This is a genomic window from Ottowia beijingensis (assembly GCF_013423955.1).
GTDB lineage: Bacteria > Pseudomonadota > Gammaproteobacteria > Burkholderiales > Burkholderiaceae_C > Ottowia > Ottowia beijingensis.
In genome coordinates this window covers 3948947-3974445 of the sequence record NZ_JACCKX010000001.1, presented here as the reverse complement: position 1 = coordinate 3974445, position 25499 = coordinate 3948947, and the positions used below count along the sequence as shown (strand labels likewise).

Below are 25499 nucleotides of genomic sequence, written 5' to 3'. Positions count from 1 at the left end.
GGGTCGGGGTGAGGGGCCGGTCACTGTTGAGGTGGAAGCCCGGTCAGCCCCCACCCCAACCCTCCCCAGCGGGGAGGGAGTCGATCGCCTCGCCATGCGACGCCTCAGCCGTCCGCGGCGTCCGCGGCGAAGTGATCTGGCTCGACTGCCCCGGCCATGGCCTCACGCGCCCGGTGCGGCTGCTGCATCCGCGCCACCGCGTCTACGTCGTGCCGCGCACGGCGCGCGACGTGCTGGTCGGTGCCAGCGAGATCGAGAGCGAAGACCGCTCGCCCGTCAGCCTGCGCAGCGCGGTCGAACTGCTGGCCGCCGCGCACAGCGTGGTGCCGGCGCTGGCCGAGGCGCGCATCCTGAAGATGGACGTCAACCTGCGCCCCGCGCTGCCCGACAACAATCCTTTGGTCGACTGGCAGGGCCGCAAGCTCACCATCAACGGCTTGTTCCGCCACGGCTGGCTGCTGGCGCCAGCGCTGGTGGAGCAGGCGCTGCGGCAGACGGGTTGGTGTGCAGCGGAAGAGGTTGCTCCTGAAATCGAAGCTTCCAGCGCAGTATAGACGGGGGTTGCGGCATGAAATCGTTTGATAAAAGCACGAGTGCTCCGGTCGAGGCATCGGCCAAGGGCGTCACGATTCAGCTGGATGACCAGCCGAAGCATGTGCCGGCCGGCACCACACTGGCGGAGCTGGTGGCCGCGCTGGGCCATGCACCGCAGGCGGTCAGCACGGCGGTCAATGGCGCCTTTGTGGCGCGCACGGCGCGTGACCGGGTTCTGGCGGAAGGTGACACCGTGCTGCTGTTTCAACCGATCGTGGGTGGATGAGTGGGCGCAGCAGACCGACGCGCAGGTTGTGGTGAGAAAGTGGAACCATGAGTGATGTGATGAACAAGGGTGCTGCGGCCGATTCGTGGATGGTGGGTGACGTGACCCTCGCCAGCCGCTTCCTCCTTGGCACCGCCGGCTACCCTTCGCCGCAGGTGCTGGCCGATGCGATCGCCGCCTCGGGCGCGCAGATCGTCACCGTAGGGCTGAAGCGCCAGCTGGCCGCCGCGGGCGACAACAGCTTTGTCGAGATCATCCGTGCGGCGATGGCCACGCACGGCGCGCGGCTGCTGCCCAACACCGCCGGCTGCACGACGGCGCGCGAGGCGGTGCAGCTGGCCCACATGGCGCGCGAGCTGTACGACACGCCCTGGGTGAAGCTGGAGGTGGTGGGCGACGAATACACGCTGCAGCCCGACCCGGTGGAACTGGTCGAGGCCGCGCGCCAGCTCGCCAGGGACGGCTTCACCGTGTTCCCGTACTGCACCGACGACCTGGTGACGTGCAAGCGCCTGCTCGATGCCGGCTGCCCGCTGCTGATGCCCTGGGGCGCGCCCATCGGCTCGGGGCAGGGCCTGGTCAACCCCTTCGCGCTGCGGCTGCTGCGCGAGCGCCTGCCCGATGTGCCGCTGATCATCGACGCCGGCATCGGCGCGCCCAGCCACGCCGCGCAGGCGATGGAGATGGGTTACGACGCGGTGCTGCTCAACAGCGCCGTCAGCCAGGCCAGCGACCCGGTGCGCATGGCAGGAGCGTTCCGCCAGGCCATCGAGGCGGGGCGCACGGCCTACCGGGCCGGCGTGATGGCCAAGCAGGACTTCGCGGTGGCGACGACGCCGGTCACTGGCAATCCGTTTCTCATCAATTGAATATGCCCTCAGCGCTCGATCTGCTTGCGCCAGCAGCTCCTGAATCCGTAGCTAAACCGATTATCTGGAGCATCGCCGGCAACGATTCGGGCGGCGGCGCGGGCCTGAGTGCCGACCAGCGCGCGGCCGAGGCCTTCGGTGTGCACCTGTGCCCGGTGGTCGCGGCGGTCACGGCGCAAAACTCGGTGGGCGTGGCGCGCGTCGAGCCCGTGTCGCCCGAACTGCTCGACGCGCAGCTGGCCGCGCTGGCCGACGACATGCCGCCCGCTGCCGTCAAGACCGGGCTGCTGGGCAGCGCCGAGAACGTGGCGGTGGTGGCGCGCTGGATCGACCGCCTGCGCGCGCGCGATCCCCGCGTGGCGCTGGTGGTGGACCCGGTGCTGGGCGCCAGTACCGGCGCGGCGTTCGCCGATGAGGCGGTGCTGCGCGCCTATGTCGAACTGTTGCTGCCGCGCGCGACTGTGGTCACGCCAAATGGGCGCGAGGCAAGGCGGTTGATCGTGGCCTTGCGGCAGGATGCGGCGCGGCCCCTCACCCCAGCCCTCTCCCCAGAGGGGCGAGGGAGCAAGACGGCGCAGGCGCCTGGGAGCAGCCAGCGCTTGGCGCACACACCAGCAGGCGGTTCGGGCCGGCATGACGCCGCCGGCAGCACGGGTGATTTTCTCCCTCGCCCCTCTGGGGAGAGGGTTGGGGTGAGGGGCGAGCCGTCATCGCCACCCTCCCGCACCGCCATCCCCACGCTTTCAGCCGCCCTGCGCGCCACCGGCGCCCAGGCCGTCGCCCTCACCGGCGGCGACAGCGCCGATGCACCCGGCTGGTCGCTCGACTGGATCGACACCCCACACGCCAACGGCTGGCTGGCGCTGCCACGCATCGACACACCGCAGACGCACGGCACCGGCTGCACCTTTGCCACCAGCGCGGCGTGCGCGCTGGCGCGCGGCTTCGTGCTCGCCGACGCGCTGGTGCTGGCCAAGATGGCCACCACGCACGCGCTGCGCCACGGCTATGCGGCCGGGCAGGGCGCGGGCCCGGTGGCGGCGCGCGCGGGCTTTGCCACCGAGCCGGCGCTGATACCCTTCATGTCCTGGTCTGAGAGCTTTGATTTTGATAGCTGCTTGCGATTGATGGACGCGCGCTGCAGACCGATTTCATCTGAAAACGCCGACATCGGCCTGTACGCCATCGTCGACAGCGCCGAGCGCGTGCAGCAGGTGGTGCAAGCGGGTGTGCAGACGGTGCAATTGCGCATCAAGACGCCCGACGCCCCCGACGCCGCCTGGCACGCCGCGCTGCGTGAATCCATCGCGCAATCGCTCGCCGCGTGCCGCGGGGCGGGCGCCACGCTGGTGGTCAATGATCACTGGCGGCTGGCCGCCAAGGTGGCCGCGGGCAACCGGCAAGGCCTGGCGATCCATCTAGGGCAGGAAGACCTGCTCGCCCTGGGCGACGCCGGCCGCGCCGAACTGGCTGCCACGCTGCTGCCGCTGGGCATCAGCAGCCACAGCCTGTGGGAGCTGGCACGCGCCCGCAGCCTCAGCCCCTGGTATGTGGCGTGCGGCCCGGTGTGGCCCACGCTGACCAAGGCCATGCCCTGGGTGCCGCAGGGGCTGGACAACCTGGCCTGGTGGGTGCACATGGCCGGCGTGCCGGTGGTCGCCATCGGCGGCATCCTGGACCATGCCCAGGCCGCGCAGGCGGCCCAAAGCGGCGCCAGCGGCGTGTGCGTGGTGCGCGGGCTGGGCGACGACCCGGCGCAGACCCTGCCCGCGTGGCAGGTGGCACTGCAGGCCGGCCGCGCCGCACCGCGCCTGCCGGTGCCGGCGTGGCCGCACCCGTCGCTGCACGTGACGGCGTGAGCGCGTTGTGTCACGATGCGGCAGGTCAGGGCAGCGCTGCCGGTTGCTCTTTTAACATAGCTGCTCGCGCTTGTGTGACGGGCGCTGGAGGCCATTTTGACCATGAAGAAGCTCGACCACAGCCAGGAATACCTTCGCGTACTGACCATCGCCGGCTCCGATTCGGGCGGCGGCGCCGGCATCCAGGCCGATCTGAAAACCTTCGCCGCGCTGGGCGCCTACGGCATGAGCGCCATCACCGTGCTGACGGCGCAGAACACGCTGGGCGTGGCCGGCATCCATGCCGCGCCATCCGACTTTCTGGCGGCGCAGATCGACGCCGTGGCCAGCGACATCGGCGTGCACGCGGTGAAGATCGGCATGCTGCATTCGCCCGAGCTGGTGCACACGGTGGCGCAGGCCATCGACCGCCATGCGCTGCCGCACGTGGTGCTCGACCCGGTGATGACCTCGGCCACCGGCGCGCGCCTGATCGAGGCGCCGGCCGTGCAGGCGCTGGTGGCCGAGCTGTTTCCGCGCGCCGCACTGATCACCCCCAACCTGGACGAAGCCGCGTTGCTGCTGGGCCGCCCGGTGGACAGCGCGGCCGACATGCCCATCGCCGCGCAGGCGCTGCTGCAGATGGGCGCGCGCGCCGTGCTGCTGAAGGGCGGGCACCTGCCGGGCGAGCAGGTGCTCGATCTGCTGATCGAGCGCGGCGCCGAGCCGCACGCCATGCAGCATGAGCGCGTCGACACGCGCAACCTGCATGGCGCGGGCTGCACGCTGTCGTCGGCGCTGGCGGTGTTTCTGGCGCAGGACTTGCCGCTGCGCCTGGCGGCCGAGGCGGCGCGCAGCTACGTGCTCGACGCGATCAAGGAAGGTGCGCTGGTGACCACGGGGCAGGGCGTGGGGCCGCTGAACCACGGCTTCTCGCCCCGCGCCACGGTGCTGCGCCAGCCCAAGGCATGAAAAAACCCGCCGGTGGCGGCGGGCTCCGGGGCGGGTGGGGCGCCGGCGCCACGGCGCCAACGCCCGGGTGAGCATCACTTGCCGCGAATGCGCTCCACCGCGGCGTCGTAGGCAGCGCGCGCTTCGCGTTCGCAGCGGTCTTCGGCCTCGCCCCGCAGGTCGTCGCAGCGTTCTTCGGCGACTTCGTAGGTGGCCTTGGCCTTGGCCAGTTCCACCGCGCGGGCGTTCTTGTCGCTCGGCTCGCGCTGTTGCTCCAGCTCGGCGCGCGCGATGTTGCGCTTGCCCTTGGCTTCTTCCTCGCAGATGTCCTCGGCGTTGCCTTTCAGCTTGTCGCACTGGGCCTTGGCCGCTTTGTAGTCGGCGTTGATGCGGTCGCGCGCGGCGCTGTATTCCGCGCTGGTCAGCGCCAGGCTGCTGCCGGCGAACGTGCCGGCGGCCAGTGCCAGGATGAGTGCGGGGGTGAACTTGTGCATGGGGGTACTCCTTGGGGATGGTTGTCGCACGGTGTGGTGCGATGACTGAAAGTCTAGGAACATGAACTTAAGTTGCTCTGAACGCTGAGCCCGTCGGCCAGCGCACGGCATTGCTGTGAGACCAGGCCGACGCACCTTGCACCGCGCACCGCATCCCCCACAATCGCGCCATGCTGACCTACCTGAATCCCGGGCAAAGCCAGCACGCGCCGCGCTTCGAGTTCTTTCGTGGCGAGCGCGTGCCCTGCTTCGAAGGGCCGGCCCGGGCCGATTTTGTCGAGCAGGCCTTGCGCGCGCGCGGCCATGCGCTGCGCATGCCCGAGGTGGACAGTACGCCGCAGCTCGAACGCATCCACACGCCGCGTTACCTCTGCTTTCTGCGCACCGCGTGGGACCAGTGGCTGGCGCTGGGTGCGGCCAATGCCGACGTGCAGCCGTTTCCTTCCGTGTGGCCCGTGCGCACGCTGCGCAGCGATGTGGAGCCGGCCAACTTCACCGCGCGCCTGGGCCTGTATTCGATGGACAACGGCAGTCCCTTGTCGGCCGGCACCTGGGCCGCAGCCAAGATGGCCGCCGATGCGGCAGCCAGCGCCGCGCAGGCGCTGCAGGGTGGCGAGCGCGCCGCGTTCTGCGCCACGCGCCCGCCCGGCCACCACGCAGGGCCGGACTTCATGGGCGGCTACTGCTTTCTGAACAACGCCGCCGTGGCCGCGCAGGCGCTGCGCGACGGCGGCGCGGCGCGCGTGGCCGTGCTGGACGTGGACTACCACCACGGCAATGGCACCCAGGCCATCTTCTACGACCGTGCCGATGTGCTGTTCGTCAGCATCCACGGCGACCCGCGCACCGAATACCCGTTCTACCTGGGCCACGCCGATGAAACCGGGGCGGGCGAGGGCGCCGGCTGCAACCTGAATCTGCCGCTGCCCGCCGGCAGCAGCGCGGCGACGTGGTTCGCCGCGCTCGAAGCGGCCTGCGCGCGTGTGGCGCGGCACCGGGCCGATGCGCTGGTGGTGTCGCTGGGGCTGGACACCTTCGCGGGCGACCCGATCAGCACCTTCCAGCTGCAGGCAGCGGATTTCACGTGCCTTGGCCAGCGGCTGCGGCGGCTCGGCCTGCCGGTCATCTTCGTGCTGGAAGGCGGCTACGCGGCGGCCGCCCTGGGTGAGAACGCCGTTTGCGTGCTGGAAGGGTTCGAGACATGAGCGCCGAGCAGGTCGATACCGTGGTCATCGGCGCCGGCGTGGTGGGCCTGGCGGTGGCGCGCGCTGGCCCTGGCTGGGCGCGAGGTGATGGTGCTGGAGGCTGAACACACCTTCGGCACCATGACGAGCGCGCGCAACAGCGAGGTCATCCACGCCGGCATCTATTACCCGGCCGGATCCCTGAAAGCGGGGCTGTGCGTGCAGGGCCGGCGGATGCTGTACGACTACTGCACCGAGCGTGGCATCGGGCACCGCCGCTGCGGCAAGCTCATCGTGGCGTGCAACGATGCGCAGGTGCGCGAACTGCGCGCCATCGAGGCGCGCGCCGTCGCCAACGGCGTGACCGACCTGCGCTGGCTCCCGCGTGCCGAGGCGCATGCGCTGGAGCCGCAGCTCAGCTGCCAGGCCGCGCTGCTGTCGCCTTCCACCGGCATCGTCGACAGCCATGGCCTGATGCTGTCGCTGCTGGGCGACGTGGAGAACGCCGGTGGCGTGCTGGCGGTGAATTCAAGGTGAATTGGCTTGCAGCGCAGTCAGGGCCGGCGCTAGCAGCTATCAATATAGGAGTTTCCGACCCCGGCCAGAGCGGTGACGAACTGGTGCTGCAAGCCCGTCAGGTCGTCAACGCCGCCGGCCTGGGCGCCATCGCGCTGGCGCATCGAACGCAGGGCCTGGCGCCCGAGCATCGCCCGCCAATGCCGACGCACTGGGCCAAGGGCAACTACTTCACCCTCGGCGGCCGTGCGCCGTTCGCGCACCTGATCTACCCCGTGGTCGAGCGCGATTCGCCCAGTCTGGGCGTGCATCTCACGCTCGACCTGGGCGGCCAGGCCAAGTTCGGGCCAGACGTTCAGTGGCAGGACGCGGGCGACGACTATCGCGTCGACGCGGCGCGCGCCGACAGCTTCTACGACGAAGTGCGCCGCTACTGGCCCGGCCTGGCCGACGGCGCGCTGCAGCCGGGCTACGCCGGCATCCGCCCCAAGCTCACCGGCCCGGGCGAAGCGGCCGCCGACTTCATGATCCAGGGCCCGCGCGAGCACGGCGTGCCGGGGCTGGTCAACCTGTTCGGCATCGAGTCGCCTGGGCTGACAAGTTGTCTGGCGCTGGGCGCCGAGGTGGCCCGATGCCTTGATCCATAGCGGCTGGGCGCGGCTCAGGAACGCAGGCCGAAGCAATGCGTCCGCTTCTTGATTCTGGACAAGTGGCCACACTGCCGAACGCATGGGCAAGGCGTTTCGCCAGCGCTTGCCTGTCTACACTTTGGCCGGCGCGAGGACCGGTCCTTGCCGCCGCCCCAAGGACGACCCATGACTTTCAAGACGCAATACCAGGCCAGGCGCTGCAGCGCGGCCGATGCCCTGCGGCATGTGCAGGACGGCGACACCATCGTGGTGCCCACCGGTGTGGGCGAGCCGCCCGCGCTGCTGACGGCGCTGTCGGAGCAGCGCACGCGCTTCAAGGGCGTGGAGGTGTCGCAGATTCTGCCGGTGCGCAGGTTCGGCTACTTCGACCCGGCCACGGTGCAGCATGTGCGGCACACGGCGTATTTCTTCGGCAGTGCCTCGCGCGCGGGCGGGCAGGAGGGCTGGGTGGATTACCGGGCCTCGTACTTCTCGGAGATGCCGCAGCTCATCGAGCGCGGGCTGATGCCGGCCGACGTGGTGTTCACGCTGGCCTCGCCGATGGACGAGCATGGCTACTTTGCACTCAGCCTGGGGCCCGACTACACCATGGCCGCCATCAGCAAGGCGCGCGCCGTGGTGCTGGAGGTGAACCCGCACGTGCCGTTCGCCTTCGGGCAGTGCCACATCCACGTGTCGCAGGTGGCGGCGCTGGTGGAGGACGAAACGCCGATCACCGAAGTGGGCCTGCCCACCATCGGCCCGGTGCAGCAGACCATTGGCAAATACGTGGCCGACATGATCGACGACGGCGCCACGCTGCAGATCGGCTACGGCGGCATTCCGGACGCGGTGGTGATGCAGCTCACCGACAAGCGGGATCTGGGCGTGCACACCGAGATGATCGGCGACGGCATCATGACGCTGGTGGAATCGGGCGCGGTGACCAACCGCCGCAAGAACCACCTGCCGGGCAGGATCATCGCCACGTTCGGACTGGGTTCGCGCAAGCTGTATGACTTCATGCACCGCAACCCGGGGTTGGAGATGCACCCGGTGGATTTCACCAACGACCCATACCTGGCGGGGCAGAACGACAACCTGATCTCGATCAACGGCAGCATGCAGGTCGATCTGTTCGGGCAGTGTGGCTCGGAAAGCCAGGGCTTCAAGCCGTATTCGGGCACAGGCGGGCAGAGCGATTTCGTGCGAGCGGCCAACCGCAGCAGGGGCGGCAAGTCGTTCATCGTGCTGCCGTCCACCGCCAAGGACGACACCATCTCACGCATTGCCCCGGTGCTGAGCCCGGGCACCCACGTTTCGACCAGCAAGAACGATGTCAACTACGTGGTCACCGAACACGGCGTGGCACAACTGCGCGGCAAGACGGCGAAGGAGCGCGCACGCGCGCTGATCGGCATCGCGCATCCCAGGTTCCGCGACGAACTGACCGAGGCGGCGCGGAAGATGAAGCTGCTCTGATTTCCGCGCCGATGCGCGTTGACGCTGGCCAACGCCTTGTCATACAATGCATGACAAGGAGACGATGCCATGCGAGTCAACGCCCGATTCGACGCCGAGGCCGAGCAGCAGGTCACATATCTGGCCGAAGTGACGGGCATGGGCGTGAGCGAAGTGCTGCGCACCAGCGTGCAGCACTACTACGACATGGTGCGCGCCCGGCGCGGCGGGCTCAGGCATCTGTCGGCCTTCATCGGCCAGGGCGACAGCGGCCGCAGCGACGTGGCCGGCACCTACAAAGCGCGGCTGGCCGAGGGCTGGTCGGCCAAGCATGGCGTGCCAATTGATGCGCCCCACGCCGTGCACGAACCCGAGGCAGCCTTCAAGCGCAGCCAACCGGCGGGCGGCGCGTGATCATTGCCGATGCCGGTTTCTTCTATGCGCTGATCGACCGGCGCGACGCTTGGCACAGCCGCGCCGTGAGCGCGCTGGATACGCAGGCCGAAGGCTGGATCACCACCTGGCCGGTGCTGACCGAAGCCACGCATCTGCTCACCCGCTGGATTGGCACCGACGCCGCGCAGGCGCTGTTGCGCGAGGTGGCCGACGGCGCCATCGCCGTGTGGAGTTGGCCACTGGCGCACACAGAGCGTATGGTGCAGTTGATGGCGCGCTATGCCAGCCTGCCGATGGATCTGGCCGATGCCTCGCTGGTGCTGCTGGCAGAAGAACTGGGCCATGGCCGCATTCTGACGACCGATGCGCGCGACTTCGGCGCCTACCGGTTCAAGAGCCAGCAGCCGTTCCAGAACCTGCTGTTGGAGAGCGCCCATGGCTGAACTTGCGGTAACCGAGCCGCCCAGTCCGCCCGCGGGTGCGCCCCAGCCCCTGCCACCGCTGCCGTCGTCCACATCGCCGAGCCGCCGTGCGTGGCAGCGCTTCAAGCGCAACCGGCTGGGCTTCTGGAGTCTGGTCATCTTCTGCACCTTGGTGGCGCTGAGCCTGCTGGCCGAGGTCCTTTCCAACGACAAGCCGCTGGTCGTGCGCTACGAGGGACAGTTCTACTTTCCGCTCGTCAAGACATATGCCGAGAAAACCTTCGGCGGCGATTTCGAGACGGAAACCGACTATCTCGACCCCTTCATCCGCGATCGGTTCTCAAAGGACGGCAACTGGGCTGTTTATCCGCCCAACCCCTATGGCAGCAAGACCATCAACTACTTCGCCAGGCAGCCCAACCCCAGCGCGCCCAGCCGCGACAACTGGCTGGGCACCGACGACCGCGGGCGGGACCTGCTGGCGCAGCTGATCTACGGCTTTCGCGTCAGCGTGCTGTTCGCGCTGGCGCTGACCACGGTGGGCGTGCTCCTGGGCGTGGCGGCGGGGGCGGTGCAGGGCTTCTTCGGCGGCAAGACGGACCTGGCCTTCCAGCGCTTCATCGAGGTGTGGGGCTCGATGCCCGAGCTGTACCTGCTCATCATCTTCAGCGCCATCCTGGCGCCGAGCATCGGGCTGCTGCTGGTGCTGCTCAGCCTGTTCGGGTGGATGGGGCTGTCGGACTACGTGCGCGCCGAGTTCCTGCGCAACCGCCAGCTTGATTACGTCAAGGCCGCGCGCGCGCTGGGCGTGCCCAACCGGCAGATCATTTTTCGCCACATCCTGCCCAACAGCATGACGCCGGTGGTCACCTTCCTGCCGTTCCGCATGAGCGCGGCCGTGCTGGCGCTGACCTCGCTCGACTTCCTGGGCCTGGGCGTGCCGCCGGGCACGCCCAGCCTGGGCGAACTGCTCAGCCAGGGCAAGAACAACATCGATGCATGGTGGATTTCGCTGTCCACCTTCGGCGTGCTGGTCTTGACGCTGCTGCTGCTGACCTTCATGGGCGATGCGCTGCGCGATGCGCTGGACCCGCGAAAGGCCGATGCATGAGCGCCGTCCTACCGAGTAACCCAACAGCCATACGCAGAGGGCGCAGAAGTCACGCAGAGGGCGCAGAAGCAAGGCGAAGATCACTTTGGAGTTTTTGCGTCTTCTGCGAAATCTCTGCGTCCTCTGCGTCCGGCTGTTCAAGCCGCGCTAGAACCCGATGTCGAATCTGCTTCAAGTCCAAGAACTGCACGTCGCCTTCGGCCCCAAGACGGTGGTGGAGGGCGTTTCGCTGTCCATCGCGCCGGGCGAAAAGCTGGCGCTGGTGGGCGAATCCGGCTCGGGCAAGACGGTGACGGCGCTGGCGCTGCTGCGCCTGCTTCACGGCGCGCGCATCAGCGGGCAGGCGCTGTTCAACGACGGGCGGCAGACACGCGACCTGCTGGCGCTGCCGGAGCGCGAGCTGCGCGGCCTGCGTGGCGACGACATCGCCATGATTTTTCAGGAGCCGATGACGGCCCTGAACCCGCTGATGACGGTGGGCGAGCAGATTGCCGAGGTCATTCGGTTGAAAAGGGCGGTGACGTCCGCCCAATCTGCGCAGGCAGCTATCGAACTGTTAGCAAAGACGGGCATCCCCGAGCCCGAACGCCGCGCCGGCGCCTACCCGCACCAGTTGAGCGGCGGTCAGCGCCAGCGCGCCATGATCGCCATGGCGCTGGCCTGCCAACCCAAGCTGCTGCTGGCCGACGAACCGACCACCGCGCTCGACGTCAGCCTGCGCGGCCAGATTCTCGATCTGCTGGGTGACTTGCAACGCGACAACGGCATGGCCGTGCTGCTGATCACGCACGACCTGAACCTGGTGCGCCGCTTTGCCGACCGCGTGGCGGTGATGCAGCACGGCCAGTTGGTGGAGCTGGGCGCCACGGCCGACATCTTCCACGCACCGCGGCACCCCTACACGCAGAAGCTCATGGCCAGCAAGCCCGAGCGCGATGTGGATGAAAGCCCGCACGCGCCCGGCGCCACGCCCGCGCTGGCGGCGCAGGGGCTGCGCGTGGTCTACCCCACGCCGTTGCCCGGCATCCGCGGCTGGTTCAAAAGGGCGAGTTCGTGGCGCTGCACGGCGCCGATTTCGCCATCGCACCCGGCCGCACGCTGGGCGTGATCGGCGAATCGGGTTCGGGCAAGTCCACGCTGGCGCAGGCCGCGCTGGGCCTGCTGGCGCGCACGCAGGTCACGGGCGACGTGCTGGTGTCGGGCCAGCGCTGGCAGCTGAAGGCCGCGGCCGACAAGCCGCTGCGCCGCGTGGCGCAGGTGGTGTTCCAGGACCCGTTCTCGTCGCTGTCGCCGCGCCTGACCGTGGAGGAGATCGTGGGGAGGGCCTGCTGGTGCACGCGCCCGAGGTGGCGGCGCCCGAGCGCGCTGCCCGCGTGCGCTCGGCGCTGGCCGAGGTGGGGCTGACCGAGGCGCAGTTCCCCACCTGCTGGCGCGCTATCCGCATGAGTTCTCCGGCGGGCAGCGCCAGCGCATCGCCTTGGCGCGGGCGCTCATCGTCGAGCCGCAGCTGCTGGTGCTGGACGAACCCACCAGCGCGCTCGACGTGACGATCCAGAAGCAGGTGCTGGCGCTGCTGCAGAAGTTCCAGCGGGAGCGGGGCTTGAGCTACCTGCTCATCACGCACGACGTGGATGTGGTGCGCGCCATGGCGCACGAGGTCATCGTGCTGAAGGACGGCGCCGTGGTCGAAGCCGGTCCTGCCGGTCAGGTGCTGACGGCTGCGCAGCACCCGTACACGCAGAAGCTGCTGGCCGCGGCTTGATTCAACTATCGTTTATGTGGCTGATGGCGCAATGCACACGGGCGCTGGAGCCCAAAACGGCTTGGAAATCGATTCTGCCCGGCCGCCAGGCGCCTCAGGCGCCTTGGCGCACGTAGGTCCTTGTCAGCACGGCGCTTTTCGTACTATAATTCCATGGATTAGACGACGACCAAATGGGCGGCTTCCAACCCGCCCATTTTTTTGCCCATCGATTTTCAGGTGGGCCGCGAGCCATCAGGATAACGTGACGCTGCAGCAGACGACAGAAGACACCGTGCGAGGCCTCGGCTTCGAGTTGGTGGAACTTGAACGTTCCGCCGGTGGATTGCTGCGCGTCACCATCGATTTTCCCTGGTCACCCGGCGATCTGGCCGATCGCCTGATCACGGTCGAGGACTGCGAGCGCGTCACGCGTCAGCTGCAATACGTGCTGGAGGTGGAGGGCGTCGATTACGCGCGCCTCGAAGTCTCGTCGCCCGGCATTGATCGTCCGCTGCGGCATGCGCTGGATTTCGAGCGCTTCGAGGGCGAGCTGGTGGATGTGGCGCTGAAGGCCCCCATCGGCCAGGCGGCGGCGGGCCAGGTGCATGCCAACCGCAAGAAATTCCGCGGCACTTTGCACAAGGCCGAGGGCGAGCAGTGGCAGATCGTCTGGCGCGACGAGCCCGCCCCCGCCAAGCCGGGCCAGCGCGTGAGCGCCAAGCGCCCGCCCGCACCCGAGCAGGCCCTGACGTTCTCGCTGGATGAGCTGCAGTCGACGCGACTGGCGCCGGTGGTGGACTTCAAAGGCCGCAAGTCGGCCCCATCTGGGGCGAAAGAAGATTGACTAACAGATGGAAGGCGCGGCAGGCGCTTTCGTTTTAAGAGCATTTGGAACAGGTAGAAATCATGAATCGCGAACTGTTGATGCTGGTCGAAGCGATTTCCCGCGAGAAGAACGTCGAGCGCGACGTGGTGTTCGGCGCCGTCGAGGCGGCGCTGGCGCAGGCTGCCAAGAAGCTGTACGAGGGCGAGGTCGACCTGCGCGTGGCGATCGATCGCGACAGCGGCGAGTACGAGACCTTCCGCCGCTGGCACGTGGTGCCCGACGAGGCGGGCCTGCAGCTGCCCGACCAGGAAATCCTGCTGTTCGAGGCCAAGGAGCAGATCCCGGACATCGAGGTCGACGAGTACATCGAGGAGCCGGTCGACTCCGTGCCCATCGGCCGCATCGGCGCCATGGCTGCCAAGCAGGTGATCCTGCAGAAGATCCGCGACGCCGAGCGCGAAATGCTGCTGAACGACTTCATGAGCCGTGGCGAGAAGATCTTCACCGGCACCGTCAAGCGAATGGACAAGGGCGACATCCTGGTCGAGTCCGGCCGGGTCGAGGGCCGCCTGCGCCGCAGCGAGATGATTCCGAAGGAAAACCTGCGCAACGGCGACCGCGTGCGCGCCATGATCATGGAGGTCGACCTGACCCTGCGCGGCGCGCCGATCCTGCTGTCGCGCTCGGCGCCCGAGTTCATGATCGAGTTGTTCCGCCAGGAAGTGCCCGAGATCGAGCAGGGCCTGCTGGAGATCAAGAGCTGCGCGCGCGACCCCGGCAGCCGCGCCAAGATCGCCGTGCTGAGCCATGACAAGCGCGTCGACCCCATCGGCACCTGCGTCGGCGTGCGCGGCACGCGCGTGAACGCCGTCACCAACGAACTGGCCGGTGAGCGCGTCGACATCGTGCTGTGGTCCGAGGACCCGGCGCAGTTCGTGATCGGCGCGCTGGCGCCGGCCAACGTGTCGTCCATCGTGGTGGATGAAGAGAAGCACGCCATGGACGTGGTGGTGGACGAGGAGAACCTGGCCATCGCCATTGGCCGCGGTGGCCAGAACGTGCGCCTGGCGTCCGAGCTGACGGGCTGGAAGATCAACATCATGGACGCCAATGAATCGGCCCAGAAGGAGGCCGAGGAAACCGGCGCCACGCGCCAGCTGTTCATGGAAAAGCTGGACGTGGACCAGGAAATCGCCGATATCCTGATCGAGGAAGGCTTCACCAACCTGGAAGAGGTCGCCTACGTGCCGATCCAGGAGATGCTGGACATCGACGCCTTCGACGAAGACACCGTGAACGAGTTGCGCGCCCGCGCCAGGATGCGCTGCTGACGCTGGAGATTGCGCGCGAGGAAAGCGTGCAGTCGGTGTCGCAGGACCTGCGCGACCTGGAAGGGCTGACGCACGAGCTGATCGCCAAGCTGGCCGAGGCCGGCGTGCAGACGCGCGACGACCTGGCCGACCTGGCCATTGACGAATTGACCGACATCACCGGGCAGTCCGAGGAGGACGCCCGCGCCCTGATCATGAAGGCGCGCGAGCACTGGTTCGCCGATCAAGAGTAAGGGTATGGAGACAAGCACCGAATATGACGAACATCACCGTTGCCGAATTCGCGAACGAACTCAAACGCCCTGCTGACACCCTGATGGAGCAGTTGCAGGCCGCCGGCGTGCCCAAGCAATCGGCGTCCGACGCGCTGACCGACGCCGACAAGCAGAAGCTGCTGAACTACCTGCAGGGCGGTGACGCCGCGCCGCGCCGCAAGATCACGCTGACCAAGAAAACCACCAGCGAGATCAAGCAGGCTGACGCCACGGGCAAGGCCCGCACCATCCAGGTCGAGGTGCGCAAGAAGCGCACCTTCGTCAAGCGCGACGACGAGCCGGTGGCCGCGCCCGAGCCGGTCGAGGCCCCGGCACCGGCTCCTGCCGCGCCGGTGATCGACGCCGCCGAGCAGGCCCGCCGCGACGACGAGGCGCGCCGACAGCAGGAGCTGATGCGCCGCCAGGAAGAGGAGGCCGCCGAAAAACGTCGCCAACGCGAAGAGCAGGAGCGCCAGGCGGCCGAGCGCACGGCTGCCGCCGACGCGCCCGCCGCTGCGCCGGCACCCGCGGCCGAACCTGCGCCTGCGGCCGCTCCTGCCGCATCCGCGCCTGCGCCGCTGGCCGAGCCCGCCGCGGCGCCGGCCCCTGCCGCCGAACCAGCGCCGGCCCCCGCACCCGCCCCTGTGGCCGCTGCCCCCAGCGCCGAGGCCGAGGACGAGGCCGTCCGTGCCCGCGAGCAGGAGGAAAGCCGCCGCAAGGCCCTGGCCGAAGCCGAGGCCATCCGCGCCATGATGAGCGCGCCGCGCAAGGTGCTGGTCGCCAAGAAACCGGAAGACCGCAAGGCCGACGAAGCCAAGGCCGGTGCCAAGGGCACGCTCACCAAGCCGGCCGGCACCGCCGCCAAGACCACGACCACCGCCAACAAGGAGGTCAAGTCGGCCAAGCTGTCGTCCAGCTGGGCCGGCGATCCGGCCAAGAAGAAGGGCATCCCGACCCGTGGCGACACCAGTGGTGGCGTGGGCCGCGGCAACTGGCGCAGCGGCCCGCGCGGCCGCCGTGGCGATCGTGATCGCGACGAACGCAGTGCACCGGCCGCACCGGTCGAGCAGCGCGTGATCGAGGTGCACGTGCCCGAAACCATCACCGTGGCCGAACTGGCGCACAAGATGGCGGTCAAGGCCTCCGAGGTCATCAAGGCGCTGATGAAGATGGGCCAGATGGTCACCATCAACCAGCCGCTGGACCAGGACACGGCCATGATCGTGGTCGAGGAAATGGGCCACACGGCCGTGGTGGCAGCGCTGGACGACCCCGAGGCCTTCACCGAGGACGAGGTGCAGGCCGCCGCCGCCGAGGCGCTGCCGCGCCCGCCGGTGGTCACCGTCATGGGCCACGTCGACCACGGCAAAACCTCGCTGCTGGATTACATCCGCCGCGCCAAGGTGGCGGTGGGCGAGGCCGGCGGCATCACGCAGCACATCGGCGCCTACCACGTCGAAACGCCGCGCGGCGTCGTCTCGTTCCTCGACACGCCGGGCCACGAGGCCTTCACCGCCATGCGTGCCCGTGGCGCGCAGGCCACCGACATCGTCATCCTGGTGGTGGCTGCGGACGACGGCGTGATGCCGCAGACGCGCGAGGCCATCAAGCACGCCAAGGCGGCGCAGGTGCCGATCGTGGTGGCGATCACCAAGTCCGACAAGCCCGAGGCCAACCCCGACAAGGTCAAGGGCGAGCTGGTGGGCGAAGAAGTGGTGCCCGAGGAATTCGGCGGCGATTCGCCGTTTGTTTCGGTGTCCAGCAAGACCGGCCAGGGCATCGACGAACTGCTGGAGCACGTGCTGCTGCAGGCCGAAGTGCTGGAGCTGAAGGCGCCGGTCGAGGCAGCCGCCAAGGGTATCGTGATCGAAGCCAGTCTGGACAAGGGCCGCGGCCCGGTCGCCACCGTGCTGGTGCAGTCCGGCACGCTGAAAGTGGGCGACGTGGTGCTGGCCGGCCAGACCAGCGGTCGCGTGCGCGCCATGCTGGACGAGAACGGCCGTCAGGCCAAGTCCGCCGGTCCTTCGATCCCGGTCGAGATCCAGGGTCTGGCTGATGTGCCGCAGGCCGGCGACGACTTCATGGTGATGGCCGACGAGCGCCGCGCGCGCGAGATCGCCACCTACCGTGCCGGCAAGTTCCGCAACACCAAGCTGGCCAAGCAGCAGGCCGCCAAGCTGGAGAACATGTTCGCCGACATGACGGCGGGCGAGGTCAAGACCCTGCCCATCATCATCAAGGCCGACGTGCAGGGTTCGCAGGAAGCGCTGTCGCAGTCGCTGCTCAAGCTGTCGACCGACGAAGTCAAGGTGCAGCTGGTGTACACCGGCGTCGGCGGCATCAGCGAGTCCGACATCAACTTGGCGATCGCCTCCAACGCGGTGGTCATCGGCTTCAACGTGCGTGCCGACGTCGGTGCGCGCAAGCTGGCCGAGGGCAACGACATCGACATCCGCTACTACAGCATCATCTACGACGCTGTGGACGAGCTGAAGACCGCCATGTCGGGCATGCTGGCGCCCGAGCAGAAGGAAGAAGTCATCGGCACGGCCGAGATCCGCACCGTGTTCGTGGCCTCGAAGATCGGTACCGTGGCCGGCTCCTACGTCACCAGTGGCGTGGTGCGGCGCGATGCGCACTTCCGCCTGCTGCGCGACAACGTGGTCATCTACACGGGCGAGATCGAATCGGTCAAGCGCATGAAGGACGACGTCCGCGAAGTCAAGGAAGGCTTCGAGTGTGGTATCAAGCTCAAGAACTACAACGACATCAGGGAAGGTGATCAGTTGGAGATCTTCGAGATCAAGGAGATTGCGCGGACGCTGTAAGAACAGCCGAACGCAGAGGACGCAGAGGTTCCGCAGAGAACGCAAAATTTTGTTTTGAATCTCTTGCGCCTTCTGCGCAATTTCTGCGTCCGGCATTTGTCATTCTCTTCATGCCCAAGAAGCATTCCACCCCAACCGCGGCTACCGCGTCGCCGACCAGATCCAGCGCGATCTGTCGGAATTGATCGCGCGCGAGCTGAAGGACCCGCGCGTCGGCATGGTCACGCTGAACGCCGTCGAGGTGACGCCCGATTACGCGCACGCCAAGGTGTATTTCAGCCTGCTCACGGGTGACCCGGCCGAGACCGAGGAGGCGCTCAACCACGCCGCCGGCCACCTGCGCAACGGCCTGTTCAAGCGCCTGCACATCCACACTGTGCCCACGCTGCACTTCATCTTCGACCGCACCACCGAGCGCGCGGCCGACATGAACGCGCTGATCGCCAAGGCGGTGGCCTCGCGCTCGAAGGAAGACGACGCATCGTGATGGCTGCTCCTCGTGCGCGGGTGCAGCGGCGCCCGGTGCATGGGGTGTTGCTGCTCGACAAACCGCTGGGCCTGTCCAGCAACCAGGCGCTGCAGAAGGCCAAGTGGCTGCTGCGTGCCGAAAAGGCCGGCCACACCGGTACGCTCGATCCGCTCGCCACCGGCGTGCTGCCCTTGTGCTTTGGCGCGGCCACCAAGTTCAGCGGCCTGCACCTGGACGCCGACAAGACGTACGAGGCCACGATCCAGCTGGGCGTGACCACCACCACCGGCGATGCCGAAGGCGAGGTGCTGGCGCAACGCGCGGTCCCCGCCATCACCGCCGAACAGCTCGAAGCGGTGCGCCAGCGCTTTCTGGGCCGCATCACCCAGGTGCCGCCCATGCACAGCGCGCTGAAGAAGGACGGCAAGGCGCTGTATGAATACGCGCGCCAGGGCATCGAGGTGGAGCGCGCGGCGCGCACCGTCCAAATTTATAAGCTGAATATGGCTCCAGCGCAATCTGGGCAAGCGCTGGTAGCTATCGATATTGAAGTTTCCTGCAGCAAGGGCACCTACATCCGGACGTTGGGCGAAGACATCGGCCAGGCGCTGGGCTGCGGTGGGCACCTGAGCCGCTTGCGCCGCACCGCGACCGGCCCCTTCCTCACCGCCCAGTGCATCACCTTGCAAGCCCTGGAGGCGCTGGATGACGCGGCGCGGCTGGCGGCCTTGCTGCCGCCCGAGGCCCTGCTGCCCGATCATTTACCCATCACCCTGGAAGGCGAGGAGGCCGGGCGCTTTCTGGCCGGCATGCGCCGGCGTGGCGACTGGCCCGATGCGGCGCAGGTGGCCGTGTTCGGCGCGCGGCCGCGCGCGCTGCTGGGCACCGCGCATGTTCGCGCGGGCGAGCTGATCGCCCAGCGCCTGCTCTCGCCCGTCGAGTTGCAGCAGATGCTGGGGGTTGCATGAGCGCCGACCGGCCGCGCCGAAGGCGCTCGCACCCGCAGCCCGCAGGACGGAGGGTAGTCCGGTGAGCACCGCGCCTTCTTCTTCGGCCATGGCGCCGGCCGAGCAATGGGCGCAGGTCCTGCGGGCCTGGCAGGCCGGGGCGTGCGCCGAGGTGCTGGCGCTGCTGGCGCCCTCACTGGATGCGTCGCAACCCGCCGATGACGTGCTGCAGCTGGCGGCGCTGGCTCACCAGCGCCTGGGAGAGTTGCCACAAGCGCTGCAGCGTCAGCAACAGTGGGTCGATCGCCATCCACAGCAGGCGGCTGGGTGGATCAACCTGGCCAACATCCAGGCCGATCTGGGCCAGGTCGATGCCGGGCTGGACAGCCTGGCGCGTGCACTGGCGCTCGATCCGCAGCAGGCTGCCGCCCACTTCAATCGTGGCAACCTGCTGATGCGCCAGGGCGACGCCGGCGCCGCATTCGATGCGTTTCGCCGTGCTGGTGAGCTGGCGCCCGAGCGCCCCGATCCACTGTGCAATCAGGCCCAGGCCTTGTGCGCGCTGGGCCGGTTTGGCGAGGCGCTGGCGATCATGCAGTCCGTGGTGGCCCGCTATCCGGGCCTGGCTGCTGGCTGGAACGGGCTGGGCATGGTCTGGCACCGTTTGTCCGACGACGCTCAGGCGCTGCGGAGCTATCAACGTGCGGTGCAAATCGATGCCAACCTGGTGGACGCCTGGAGCAACGCCGCGCAGGTGCTGGCGCGGCTGGAGCGCCCGGACGAGGCGGCGCAATGGGCGCGGCGCGCGGTCGAGCTGGGCGGCGGCCAGGCGGCCGCGCGGACGCTGGGCGTGGTGCTGGTGTCGGACCGGCAAAACCCCGAGGCCCGCCAGTGGCTGGAACAGGCGCTGCAGCGCGACCCCGGCGACACCGTCGCCTTGAACAACCTGCTGACGCTCGACAGCGTGCAGTGCGACTGGGACGCGCTGGATCGACATTTGCAAGCCTTGCGCACGCAGTGGCAGCAGGGGCGCATCGAAGGCCTGCAGCCCTGGCGGCTGCTCAGCCTGCCGGTGGGCGCCGCCGAGCTGCGCGCCGTGACCGAACAGGACTGCGCCCGGCGCTTTGCCCACGTGGCACCTACCGAGCCCGGCCGCTGGCGCGTGCACGTGGGCAAGCCGCGCCCGGCGCGGCTGCGGGTGGGCTATTTTTCGAGCGACTTTCACCAGCACGCCACCAGCGTGCTGATGGCCGGCCTGTTCGAGCGGCACGACCGTTCGCGCTTCGAGGTGTTCGGGCTGTGCCTGGGGCGTTACCGCACGGATGCGCCTGACCCCATGCGCGCGCGTGCAGGCCGCATTCGAGCATTTCGAAGCCGTTGGCCGGCAGGGTGATCCGCAGGTGATCGAGCGCGCGCGGGCGCTCGACCTGCACATCGCCGTGGACCTGAAGGGCTACACCCACCAAAGTCGCCCGCGCCTGTTTGCCGAGCGGATGGCGCCGATCCAGATGCACTACATCGGCTACCCCGGCACGCTGGGCATGCCGGGCGCCATCGATTACCAGGTGGCCGACCGCATCGTCGTACCACCCGAGGCGCGCGACGGCTACAGCGAAAAAATCATCGAACTGCCGGTCAGCTATCAGGCCAACGACCGCACGCGAATGATGGATCCGCAGGTGCCGGCGCGCGCCGCGCTGGGCCTGCCGGACGGCGCTTTCGTGTTCTGCTGCTTCAACAACAACTACAAGATCACGCGCGAGGTGTTCGCGCTCTGGATGGATTTGCTGCGCGAGCGGCCGGGCAGCGTGCTGTGGTTGCTGGCCGAGCAGGGCGACGCCCAGCGCAACCTGCGCGCCGCCGCAGCGGCGCAGGGTGTCGACCCGGCGCGGCTGGTCTTTGCCGAGCGCGCGCCATTGCCCCAGCACCTGGCGCGGCATGCGCAAGCCGATCTGTTTCTGGACACCTGGCCCTGCAACGCCCACACCACCGCCAGCGACGCGCTGTGGGCCGGCTTGCCGCTGATCACCCATGCTGGCAGCACCTTTGCATCGCGGGTTGCCGCCAGCCTGTTGCACGCCTGCGAGCTACCGCAGTTGGTGGCCGACAGCCCGCAGGCCTATCGCGCGCTGGCGCTGTCGCTGTCGGCCGCGCCCGAGCGGCTGCAGGCCATCCGGCGCCAACTGATGGATACGCGGCAGACCTTGCCCCTGTTCGACGCCGAGCGCTTTGCGCGCCACCTGGAGCGCGCCTTCGATCTGGCGTGGGAGCGCCACGTCCGGGGCCAGCCGCCGGATCACCTGGTGGTCGCGCCCCTGCCCCAATGAATTTTTGATTTTTCCGGAACCAAGCACCATGACCCGTCCCATTCGCAACATCGCCATCATCGCCCACGTCGACCACGGCAAGACCACCATGGTCGACCAGCTGCTGCGCCAGTCCGGCACCTTCGCCGACCACGAGAAAGTGGTCGACACCGTGATGGACAACAACGCCATCGAGCGCGAGCGCGGCATCACCATCCTGGCCAAGAACTGCGCCGTGTCCTGGCAGGGCACGCACATCAACATCGTCGACACGCCTGGCCACGCCGACTTCGGCGGCGAGGTGGAGCGCGCGCTGTCCATGGTCGACGGCGTGGTGCTGCTGATCGACGCGCAGGAAGGCCCGATGCCGCAGACGCGCTTCGTCACCAAGAAGGCGCTGGCGCTGGGCCTCAAGCCCATCGTCGTCGTCAACAAGGTCGACAAGCCCGGCGCGCGGCCCGACTACGTGATCAACGCCGCGTTCGACCTGTTCGACAAGCTTGGCGCCAACGACGAGCAGCTCGACTTTCCGGTGGTCTACGCCTCGGGCATCAACGGCTGGTCGAGCCTGGAAGAGGGCGCGCCGGGCGAGCAGTGGGGCGAGGACATGGCGCCGCTGTTCAACACCATCCTCAAGCACGTGCCGCCGCATGAGGGCGATGCCGCTGCGCCGCTGCAGCTGCAGGTTTCGGCGCTGGATTACTCCACCTTCGTCGGCCGCATCGGCGTGGGCCGCATCAACGCCGGCACGCTGAAGCCGGCGCAGGACGTGCTGGTGATGGAAGGCCCGGACGGCAAGCAGTACAAGGGCCGCGTCAACCAGGTGCTGGCATTCGAGGGGCTCGACCGCGTGCAGGTCAAGGAAGCCTTCCCGGGCGACATCGTGCTCATCAACGGCATCGAGGACCTGAACATCGGCGTGACGGTGACCGACATCGCCAACCCGCAGCCGCTGCCGATGCTGAAGATCGACGAGCCGACGCTGACGATGAACTTCTGCGTCAACACCAGCCCGCTGGCGGGCCGCGAGGGCAAGTTCGTCACCAGCCGCCAGATCTGGGACCGCCTGCAGAAAGAGCTGCAGAGCAACGTGGCCCTGCGCGTCAAGGAAACGGGCGAGGACGGCGTGTTCGAAGTGGCCGGACGGGGCGAACTGCACCTGACCATCCTGCTGGAGGAAATGCGCCGCGAGGGCTACGAACTGGCCGTGAGCAAGCCGCGCGTGGTGTTTCGCGACATCGGCGGTGAGAAATGCGAGCCGATCGAGATGGTCACCGCCGACATCGAGGAGAACCACCAGGGCGGCGTGATGCAGGCGCTGGGCGAGCGCAAGGGCGAATTGATCAACATGGAGCCCGATGGCCGTGGCCGCGTGCGGCTGGAATACCGCATCCCGGCGCGCGGGCTGATCGGTTTCACCAACGAGTTCCTCAACCTGACGCGCGGCACGGGCCTGATCAGCAACATCTTCGACGGCTACGAGCCGCACAAGGGCGAGATCGGCGGGCGCAAGAACGGCGTGCTGATCAGCATGGACGATGGCGAAATCTTCACCTACGCGCTGGGCAAGCTGGACGACCGCGGCCGCATGTTCGTCAAGGCGGGCGACCCGGTGTACGAGGGCATGATCATCGGCATCCACAGCCGCGACAACGACCTCGTGGTGAACGCCACGCGCACCAAGCAGCTCACCAACTTCCGCGTGAGCGGCAAGGAAGACGCCATCAAGATCACGCCGCCGATTCTGCTGACGCTGGAATACGCGGTCGAGTTCATCGAGGACGACGAGCTGGTCGAGATCACCCCCAAGAGCATCCGCTTGCGCAAGCGCTTCCTGAAGGAGCACGAGCGCAAGCGGGCGAGCCGTGAAGGTGCTTGAGCGGGCGCCTGCGTTTGGCGAGTCGCAGACCACGTCCGCGGACACGCTGGTATTCCGCCGCCGCAACGTAATCACGGATACGCGGCCGGCGTTGCGCCCGCTGGTGAAGGCCATCCCATGGGCCACGCTGGTTCTGGTGCTGGCGATCCCGGTGGTGGTGCTGTTGGCGGTGGCGCAGCGCCACCCCGATGGCTGGCCGGCGGCGTGGCCAGCGCTGTTGGACATCTGGCGCAAGGAGCCGCTCCGCTGGCTGGGCATGGCGGGACAGTTGCTGCTGATGCCCGTCATCGTGTGGGTGGTGCTTTCCGGGGCTGGGGCGGCCGGCTGGTGCTCGACCGCAAACGGCTTCGTTACCAATCCAGCCTGCCGATTCTGTCGCGTTGGCTCGACTGGCAGCTCGATCTTGATGGAGTGCGTGCAGGTCGCGTGCAGCTCCATTGGGTGGGGGCGCCCTTCGGGGCTGATCCGCTGCGTACCTATCGTCTGAGCTGGGGATCGAGCGGCCTGCGCGCGCTTCTCGCCGCGAGCTGGATCCTCACGGACGAGCCGCTGCCGCCCGCCCGCAAGCCGCACCGTACGCTCGGCCTGGTGCGCTGGCAGCTGCCGCAGAACCGGCAGGTGCTGAACGACAACCTGCGGGCATTGCCTCTGTCGCAGGCTTTGGCAGCACGCGGCGTCGTGCTACCCGAGGTCACGGGCGGGCGTCAGGTCGGCGGGCTGGACCTTCTGAGTTATCCACGCCTGCGGCTTGCCATCGCCGGGTTCTTTTCACTGGTGGCGCTGGCAGCATGGCTGGCGTATTTCACGCGATATCAGCACTTTTTCGTGGCGCCCAGCGAACGGGATTACGTGGTCCTCGGTGTCGTCACGGCACTGCTAGCCGCGCTCTGGCTGTGGCCGGAGCTGCCGCGCGAAACCGAGGCGCGCGCCAGCCCTGGCGAATTTCCGCTGGCCAAGGGGTCGTCAGCGTGCTGTTGGGTGTAGCCGCCGCGCTGGCTGGGCCGCAGCTGGGGTTGGCATGGGTTTCTGGCGGGTGCCGGCGCAGACCGTGTCCTTTGAGGCGCTGGCGGAAAAGCCGCCGCGACTGCGTGCGCTCGATGGTGCGGGTGCTTTGCCGGACATTCATCCGACTGCCATACCCGAATTCTGGGCGAGTCTGCAGCACGCGGGGCCGATCGAATTGTCAGTGCGCCGCGGCGTTGGTGGCTGGTGGTGGCAGTACGACGCAGAGCCACTTGCCGACCGCGTCGACGAGTTCTACGCGGCTACGCGCGCGGGTAAGGCGACGCCATGAAGCCCTGGTCTCACGCCCGCGCCGCGTGGATGATGGTGCTGGCCACGCTGCTGTGGTCCACCGCCGGCGTGGTGACGCGGCAGCTGCAGGTGGCGCAGGGGTTCGAGGTGACGTTCTGGCGCAGCGCCTTCAACGCGCTGTCGCTGCTCGTCATCCTGCCGCTGTGGCAAGGGCCGGGCGTGTTCGCGCGGCTGCCGTGGCGGCGCGGCACATTCTGGCTGTCGGGCGTGTGCTGGGCGGTGATGTTCACCGCCTTTATGGTGGCGCTGACGATGACCGGCGTGGCGCGCGTGCTCGTCACCATGGCGCTGGGCCCGCTGCTGACGGCGCTGATCGCCCGCGTGGTGACCGGCCACCGCTTGCCGGCGCGCACCTGGGCGGCCATCGTGGTGGGCGGCCTCGGCATGGCGTGGATGTTCGTCGGGCAGCTCGGTCTTGGGGCGGGCGATGCGAAAAGCGCGACGCAGTGGCTGGGCTCCATCGTCGCGCTGGGCGTGCCCATGGCCGCGGCGGTGAACTGGACGGTGGTGCAGCGCAGCCAGGCGCAGGGCGAGCCGATTGACCTGGTGCCGGCGGTGCTGCTGGGCGCGCTGATCTCCAGCGCCGTCACGCTGCCGCTGGCCTGGCCGTTCCAGGCCACGGCGGGCGACCTGGGCTGGCTGGCGTTTCTGGGCTTCACGCAGCTGGCGATTCCGTGCGTGCTGGCGGTGCTGTGCGCGCGCGTGCTGCCGGCCGCCGAGGTGGCGCTGCTGGGCTTGCTGGAGATCGTGTTCGGCATCGCGCTGGTGTGGCTGATCGTGGGCGAAGCGCCCCGGCCCGAGGTGCTGGCGGGCGGCACACTGGTCATTGGCGCGCTGCTGGCGAATGAGCTGCTGGGCTGGCGCGCGGTGCGGCGGGGCCGCCAGCGGCGGACGAGAGCGATGTCGCACC

20 protein-coding genes and 5 pseudogenes are annotated in these 25499 nt (G+C 68.4%); 24 read left to right on the top strand and 1 reads right to left on the bottom strand.

The annotated features are described in order from the left end of the window. Window positions 1-110 precede the first annotated feature (110 nt). The 5 genes and pseudogenes from H0I39_RS19560 to thiD all read left to right on the top strand — a co-directional run. Window positions 111-554 (top strand): annotated as a pseudogene (locus H0I39_RS19560) (FAD-dependent oxidoreductase); the annotation flags it as partial. Window positions 555-568: 14 nt separating this feature from the next. Continuing rightward, window positions 569-820 (top strand): sulfur carrier protein ThiS, encoded by a 252-nt coding sequence (thiS, locus tag H0I39_RS19555; RefSeq protein ID WP_180551588.1) that lies wholly within the window; start codon window positions 569-571, stop codon window positions 818-820. Window positions 821-879: 59 nt separating this feature from the next. After that, window positions 880-1689, top strand: coding sequence for a thiazole synthase (locus H0I39_RS19550; RefSeq protein WP_180551587.1), 810 nt, complete (start codon window positions 880-882; stop codon window positions 1687-1689). A gap of 2 nt (window positions 1690-1691) precedes the next feature. Then, window positions 1692-3548, top strand: a complete 1857-nt coding sequence (locus H0I39_RS19545; protein WP_180551586.1) for a bifunctional hydroxymethylpyrimidine kinase/phosphomethylpyrimidine kinase — start codon at window positions 1692-1694, stop codon at window positions 3546-3548. A 102-nt stretch (window positions 3549-3650) separates the two neighbouring features. Continuing rightward, on the top strand, window positions 3651-4499 hold the full coding sequence (gene thiD, locus H0I39_RS19540) for a bifunctional hydroxymethylpyrimidine kinase/phosphomethylpyrimidine kinase (protein WP_180551585.1): 849 nt from the start codon (window positions 3651-3653) through the stop codon (window positions 4497-4499). Window positions 4500-4573: 74 nt separating this feature from the next. Here the strand turns inward: thiD and H0I39_RS19535 are convergent, their stop codons facing one another. After that, window positions 4574-4972, bottom strand: coding sequence for a hypothetical protein (locus H0I39_RS19535; protein ID WP_180551584.1), 399 nt, complete (start codon window positions 4970-4972; stop codon window positions 4574-4576). Between the two features lie 170 nt (window positions 4973-5142). On the opposite strand from H0I39_RS19535, the gene H0I39_RS19530 reads away from it, so the two are divergent. The 19 genes and pseudogenes from H0I39_RS19530 to H0I39_RS19440 all read left to right on the top strand — a co-directional run. Continuing rightward, window positions 5143-6177: a histone deacetylase family protein gene (locus H0I39_RS19530; RefSeq protein WP_180551583.1), complete on the top strand. Its 1035-nt coding sequence runs from the start codon at window positions 5143-5145 to the stop codon at window positions 6175-6177. Then, window positions 6174-7319: pseudogene (locus H0I39_RS19525) on the top strand (NAD(P)/FAD-dependent oxidoreductase). Before H0I39_RS19530 ends, H0I39_RS19525 begins: the two are co-directional and overlap by 4 nt. A 168-nt stretch (window positions 7320-7487) precedes the next feature. Further along, window positions 7488-8783 carry an acetyl-CoA hydrolase/transferase family protein gene (locus tag H0I39_RS19520; protein WP_180551582.1) on the top strand — a complete coding sequence of 432 codons (1296 nt, stop codon included), beginning with the start codon at window positions 7488-7490 and terminating at the stop codon, window positions 8781-8783. 69 nt (window positions 8784-8852) lie between these two features. Beyond that, a complete protein-coding gene (locus tag H0I39_RS19515; RefSeq protein ID WP_180551581.1) occupies window positions 8853-9176 on the top strand; it encodes a hypothetical protein in 324 nt (107 codons plus the stop codon). Further along, the gene (locus H0I39_RS19510; protein ID WP_180551580.1) at window positions 9173-9601 is read left to right on the top strand and encodes a type II toxin-antitoxin system VapC family toxin; all 429 of its coding nucleotides are present in this window, start codon (window positions 9173-9175) and stop codon (window positions 9599-9601) included. Before H0I39_RS19515 ends, H0I39_RS19510 begins: the two co-directional genes overlap by 4 nt. Then, entirely contained in the window at window positions 9594-10691 is a 1098-nt protein-coding gene (locus H0I39_RS19505) for an ABC transporter permease (RefSeq protein ID WP_180551579.1), read from the top strand. Before H0I39_RS19510 ends, H0I39_RS19505 begins: the two co-directional genes overlap by 8 nt. 157 nt (window positions 10692-10848) lie before the next feature. Continuing rightward, a pseudogene (locus H0I39_RS19500) lies at window positions 10849-12453 on the top strand (ABC transporter ATP-binding protein). A gap of 244 nt (window positions 12454-12697) precedes the next feature. After that, the gene (gene rimP / locus H0I39_RS19495; protein ID WP_180551578.1) at window positions 12698-13279 is read left to right on the top strand and encodes a ribosome maturation factor RimP; all 582 of its coding nucleotides are present in this window, start codon (window positions 12698-12700) and stop codon (window positions 13277-13279) included. Window positions 13280-13341: 62 nt separating this feature from the next. Beyond that, window positions 13342-14825: pseudogene (gene nusA / locus H0I39_RS19490) on the top strand (transcription termination factor NusA). 23 nt (window positions 14826-14848) lie between these two features. Further along, window positions 14849-17674 carry a translation initiation factor IF-2 gene (infB, locus tag H0I39_RS19485; protein WP_180551577.1) on the top strand — a complete coding sequence of 942 codons (2826 nt, stop codon included), beginning with the start codon at window positions 14849-14851 and terminating at the stop codon, window positions 17672-17674. A 94-nt stretch (window positions 17675-17768) separates the two neighbouring features. Beyond that, complete coding sequence (rbfA, locus tag H0I39_RS19480; RefSeq protein ID WP_180551892.1) at window positions 17769-18161, top strand: 30S ribosome-binding factor RbfA; 393 nt, start codon at window positions 17769-17771, stop codon at window positions 18159-18161. Continuing rightward, window positions 18161-19111: a tRNA pseudouridine(55) synthase TruB gene (gene truB / locus H0I39_RS19475; protein WP_180551891.1), complete on the top strand. Its 951-nt coding sequence runs from the start codon at window positions 18161-18163 to the stop codon at window positions 19109-19111. The genes rbfA and truB overlap by 1 nt, the downstream gene beginning before the upstream one ends. 61 nt (window positions 19112-19172) lie before the next feature. Next, on the top strand, window positions 19173-20483 hold the full coding sequence (locus H0I39_RS19470; protein ID WP_180551576.1) for a tetratricopeptide repeat protein: 1311 nt from the start codon (window positions 19173-19175) through the stop codon (window positions 20481-20483). Further along, window positions 20437-21417 (top strand): O-linked N-acetylglucosamine transferase, SPINDLY family protein, encoded by a 981-nt coding sequence (locus H0I39_RS19465; protein ID WP_180551575.1) that lies wholly within the window; start codon window positions 20437-20439, stop codon window positions 21415-21417. Before H0I39_RS19470 ends, H0I39_RS19465 begins: the two co-directional genes overlap by 47 nt. A 28-nt stretch (window positions 21418-21445) precedes the next feature. After that, complete coding sequence (typA, locus tag H0I39_RS19460; protein ID WP_180551574.1) at window positions 21446-23275, top strand: translational GTPase TypA; 1830 nt, start codon at window positions 21446-21448, stop codon at window positions 23273-23275. Beyond that, window positions 23262-23762: a hypothetical protein gene (locus H0I39_RS19455; RefSeq protein WP_180551573.1), complete on the top strand. Its 501-nt coding sequence runs from the start codon at window positions 23262-23264 to the stop codon at window positions 23760-23762. Before typA ends, H0I39_RS19455 begins: the two co-directional genes overlap by 14 nt. Beyond that, a complete protein-coding gene (locus H0I39_RS19450; RefSeq protein ID WP_180551572.1) occupies window positions 23717-24259 on the top strand; it encodes a hypothetical protein in 543 nt (180 codons plus the stop codon). The genes H0I39_RS19455 and H0I39_RS19450 overlap by 46 nt, the downstream gene beginning before the upstream one ends. 34 nt (window positions 24260-24293) lie before the next feature. Next, window positions 24294-24569, top strand: a complete 276-nt coding sequence (locus H0I39_RS19445; protein ID WP_180551571.1) for a hypothetical protein — start codon at window positions 24294-24296, stop codon at window positions 24567-24569. Next, window positions 24566-25453, top strand: a pseudogene (locus tag H0I39_RS19440) (DMT family transporter); the annotation flags it as partial. The gene H0I39_RS19445 and the pseudogene H0I39_RS19440, both read left to right, overlap by 4 nt. Window positions 25454-25499: the final 46 nt, after the last annotated feature.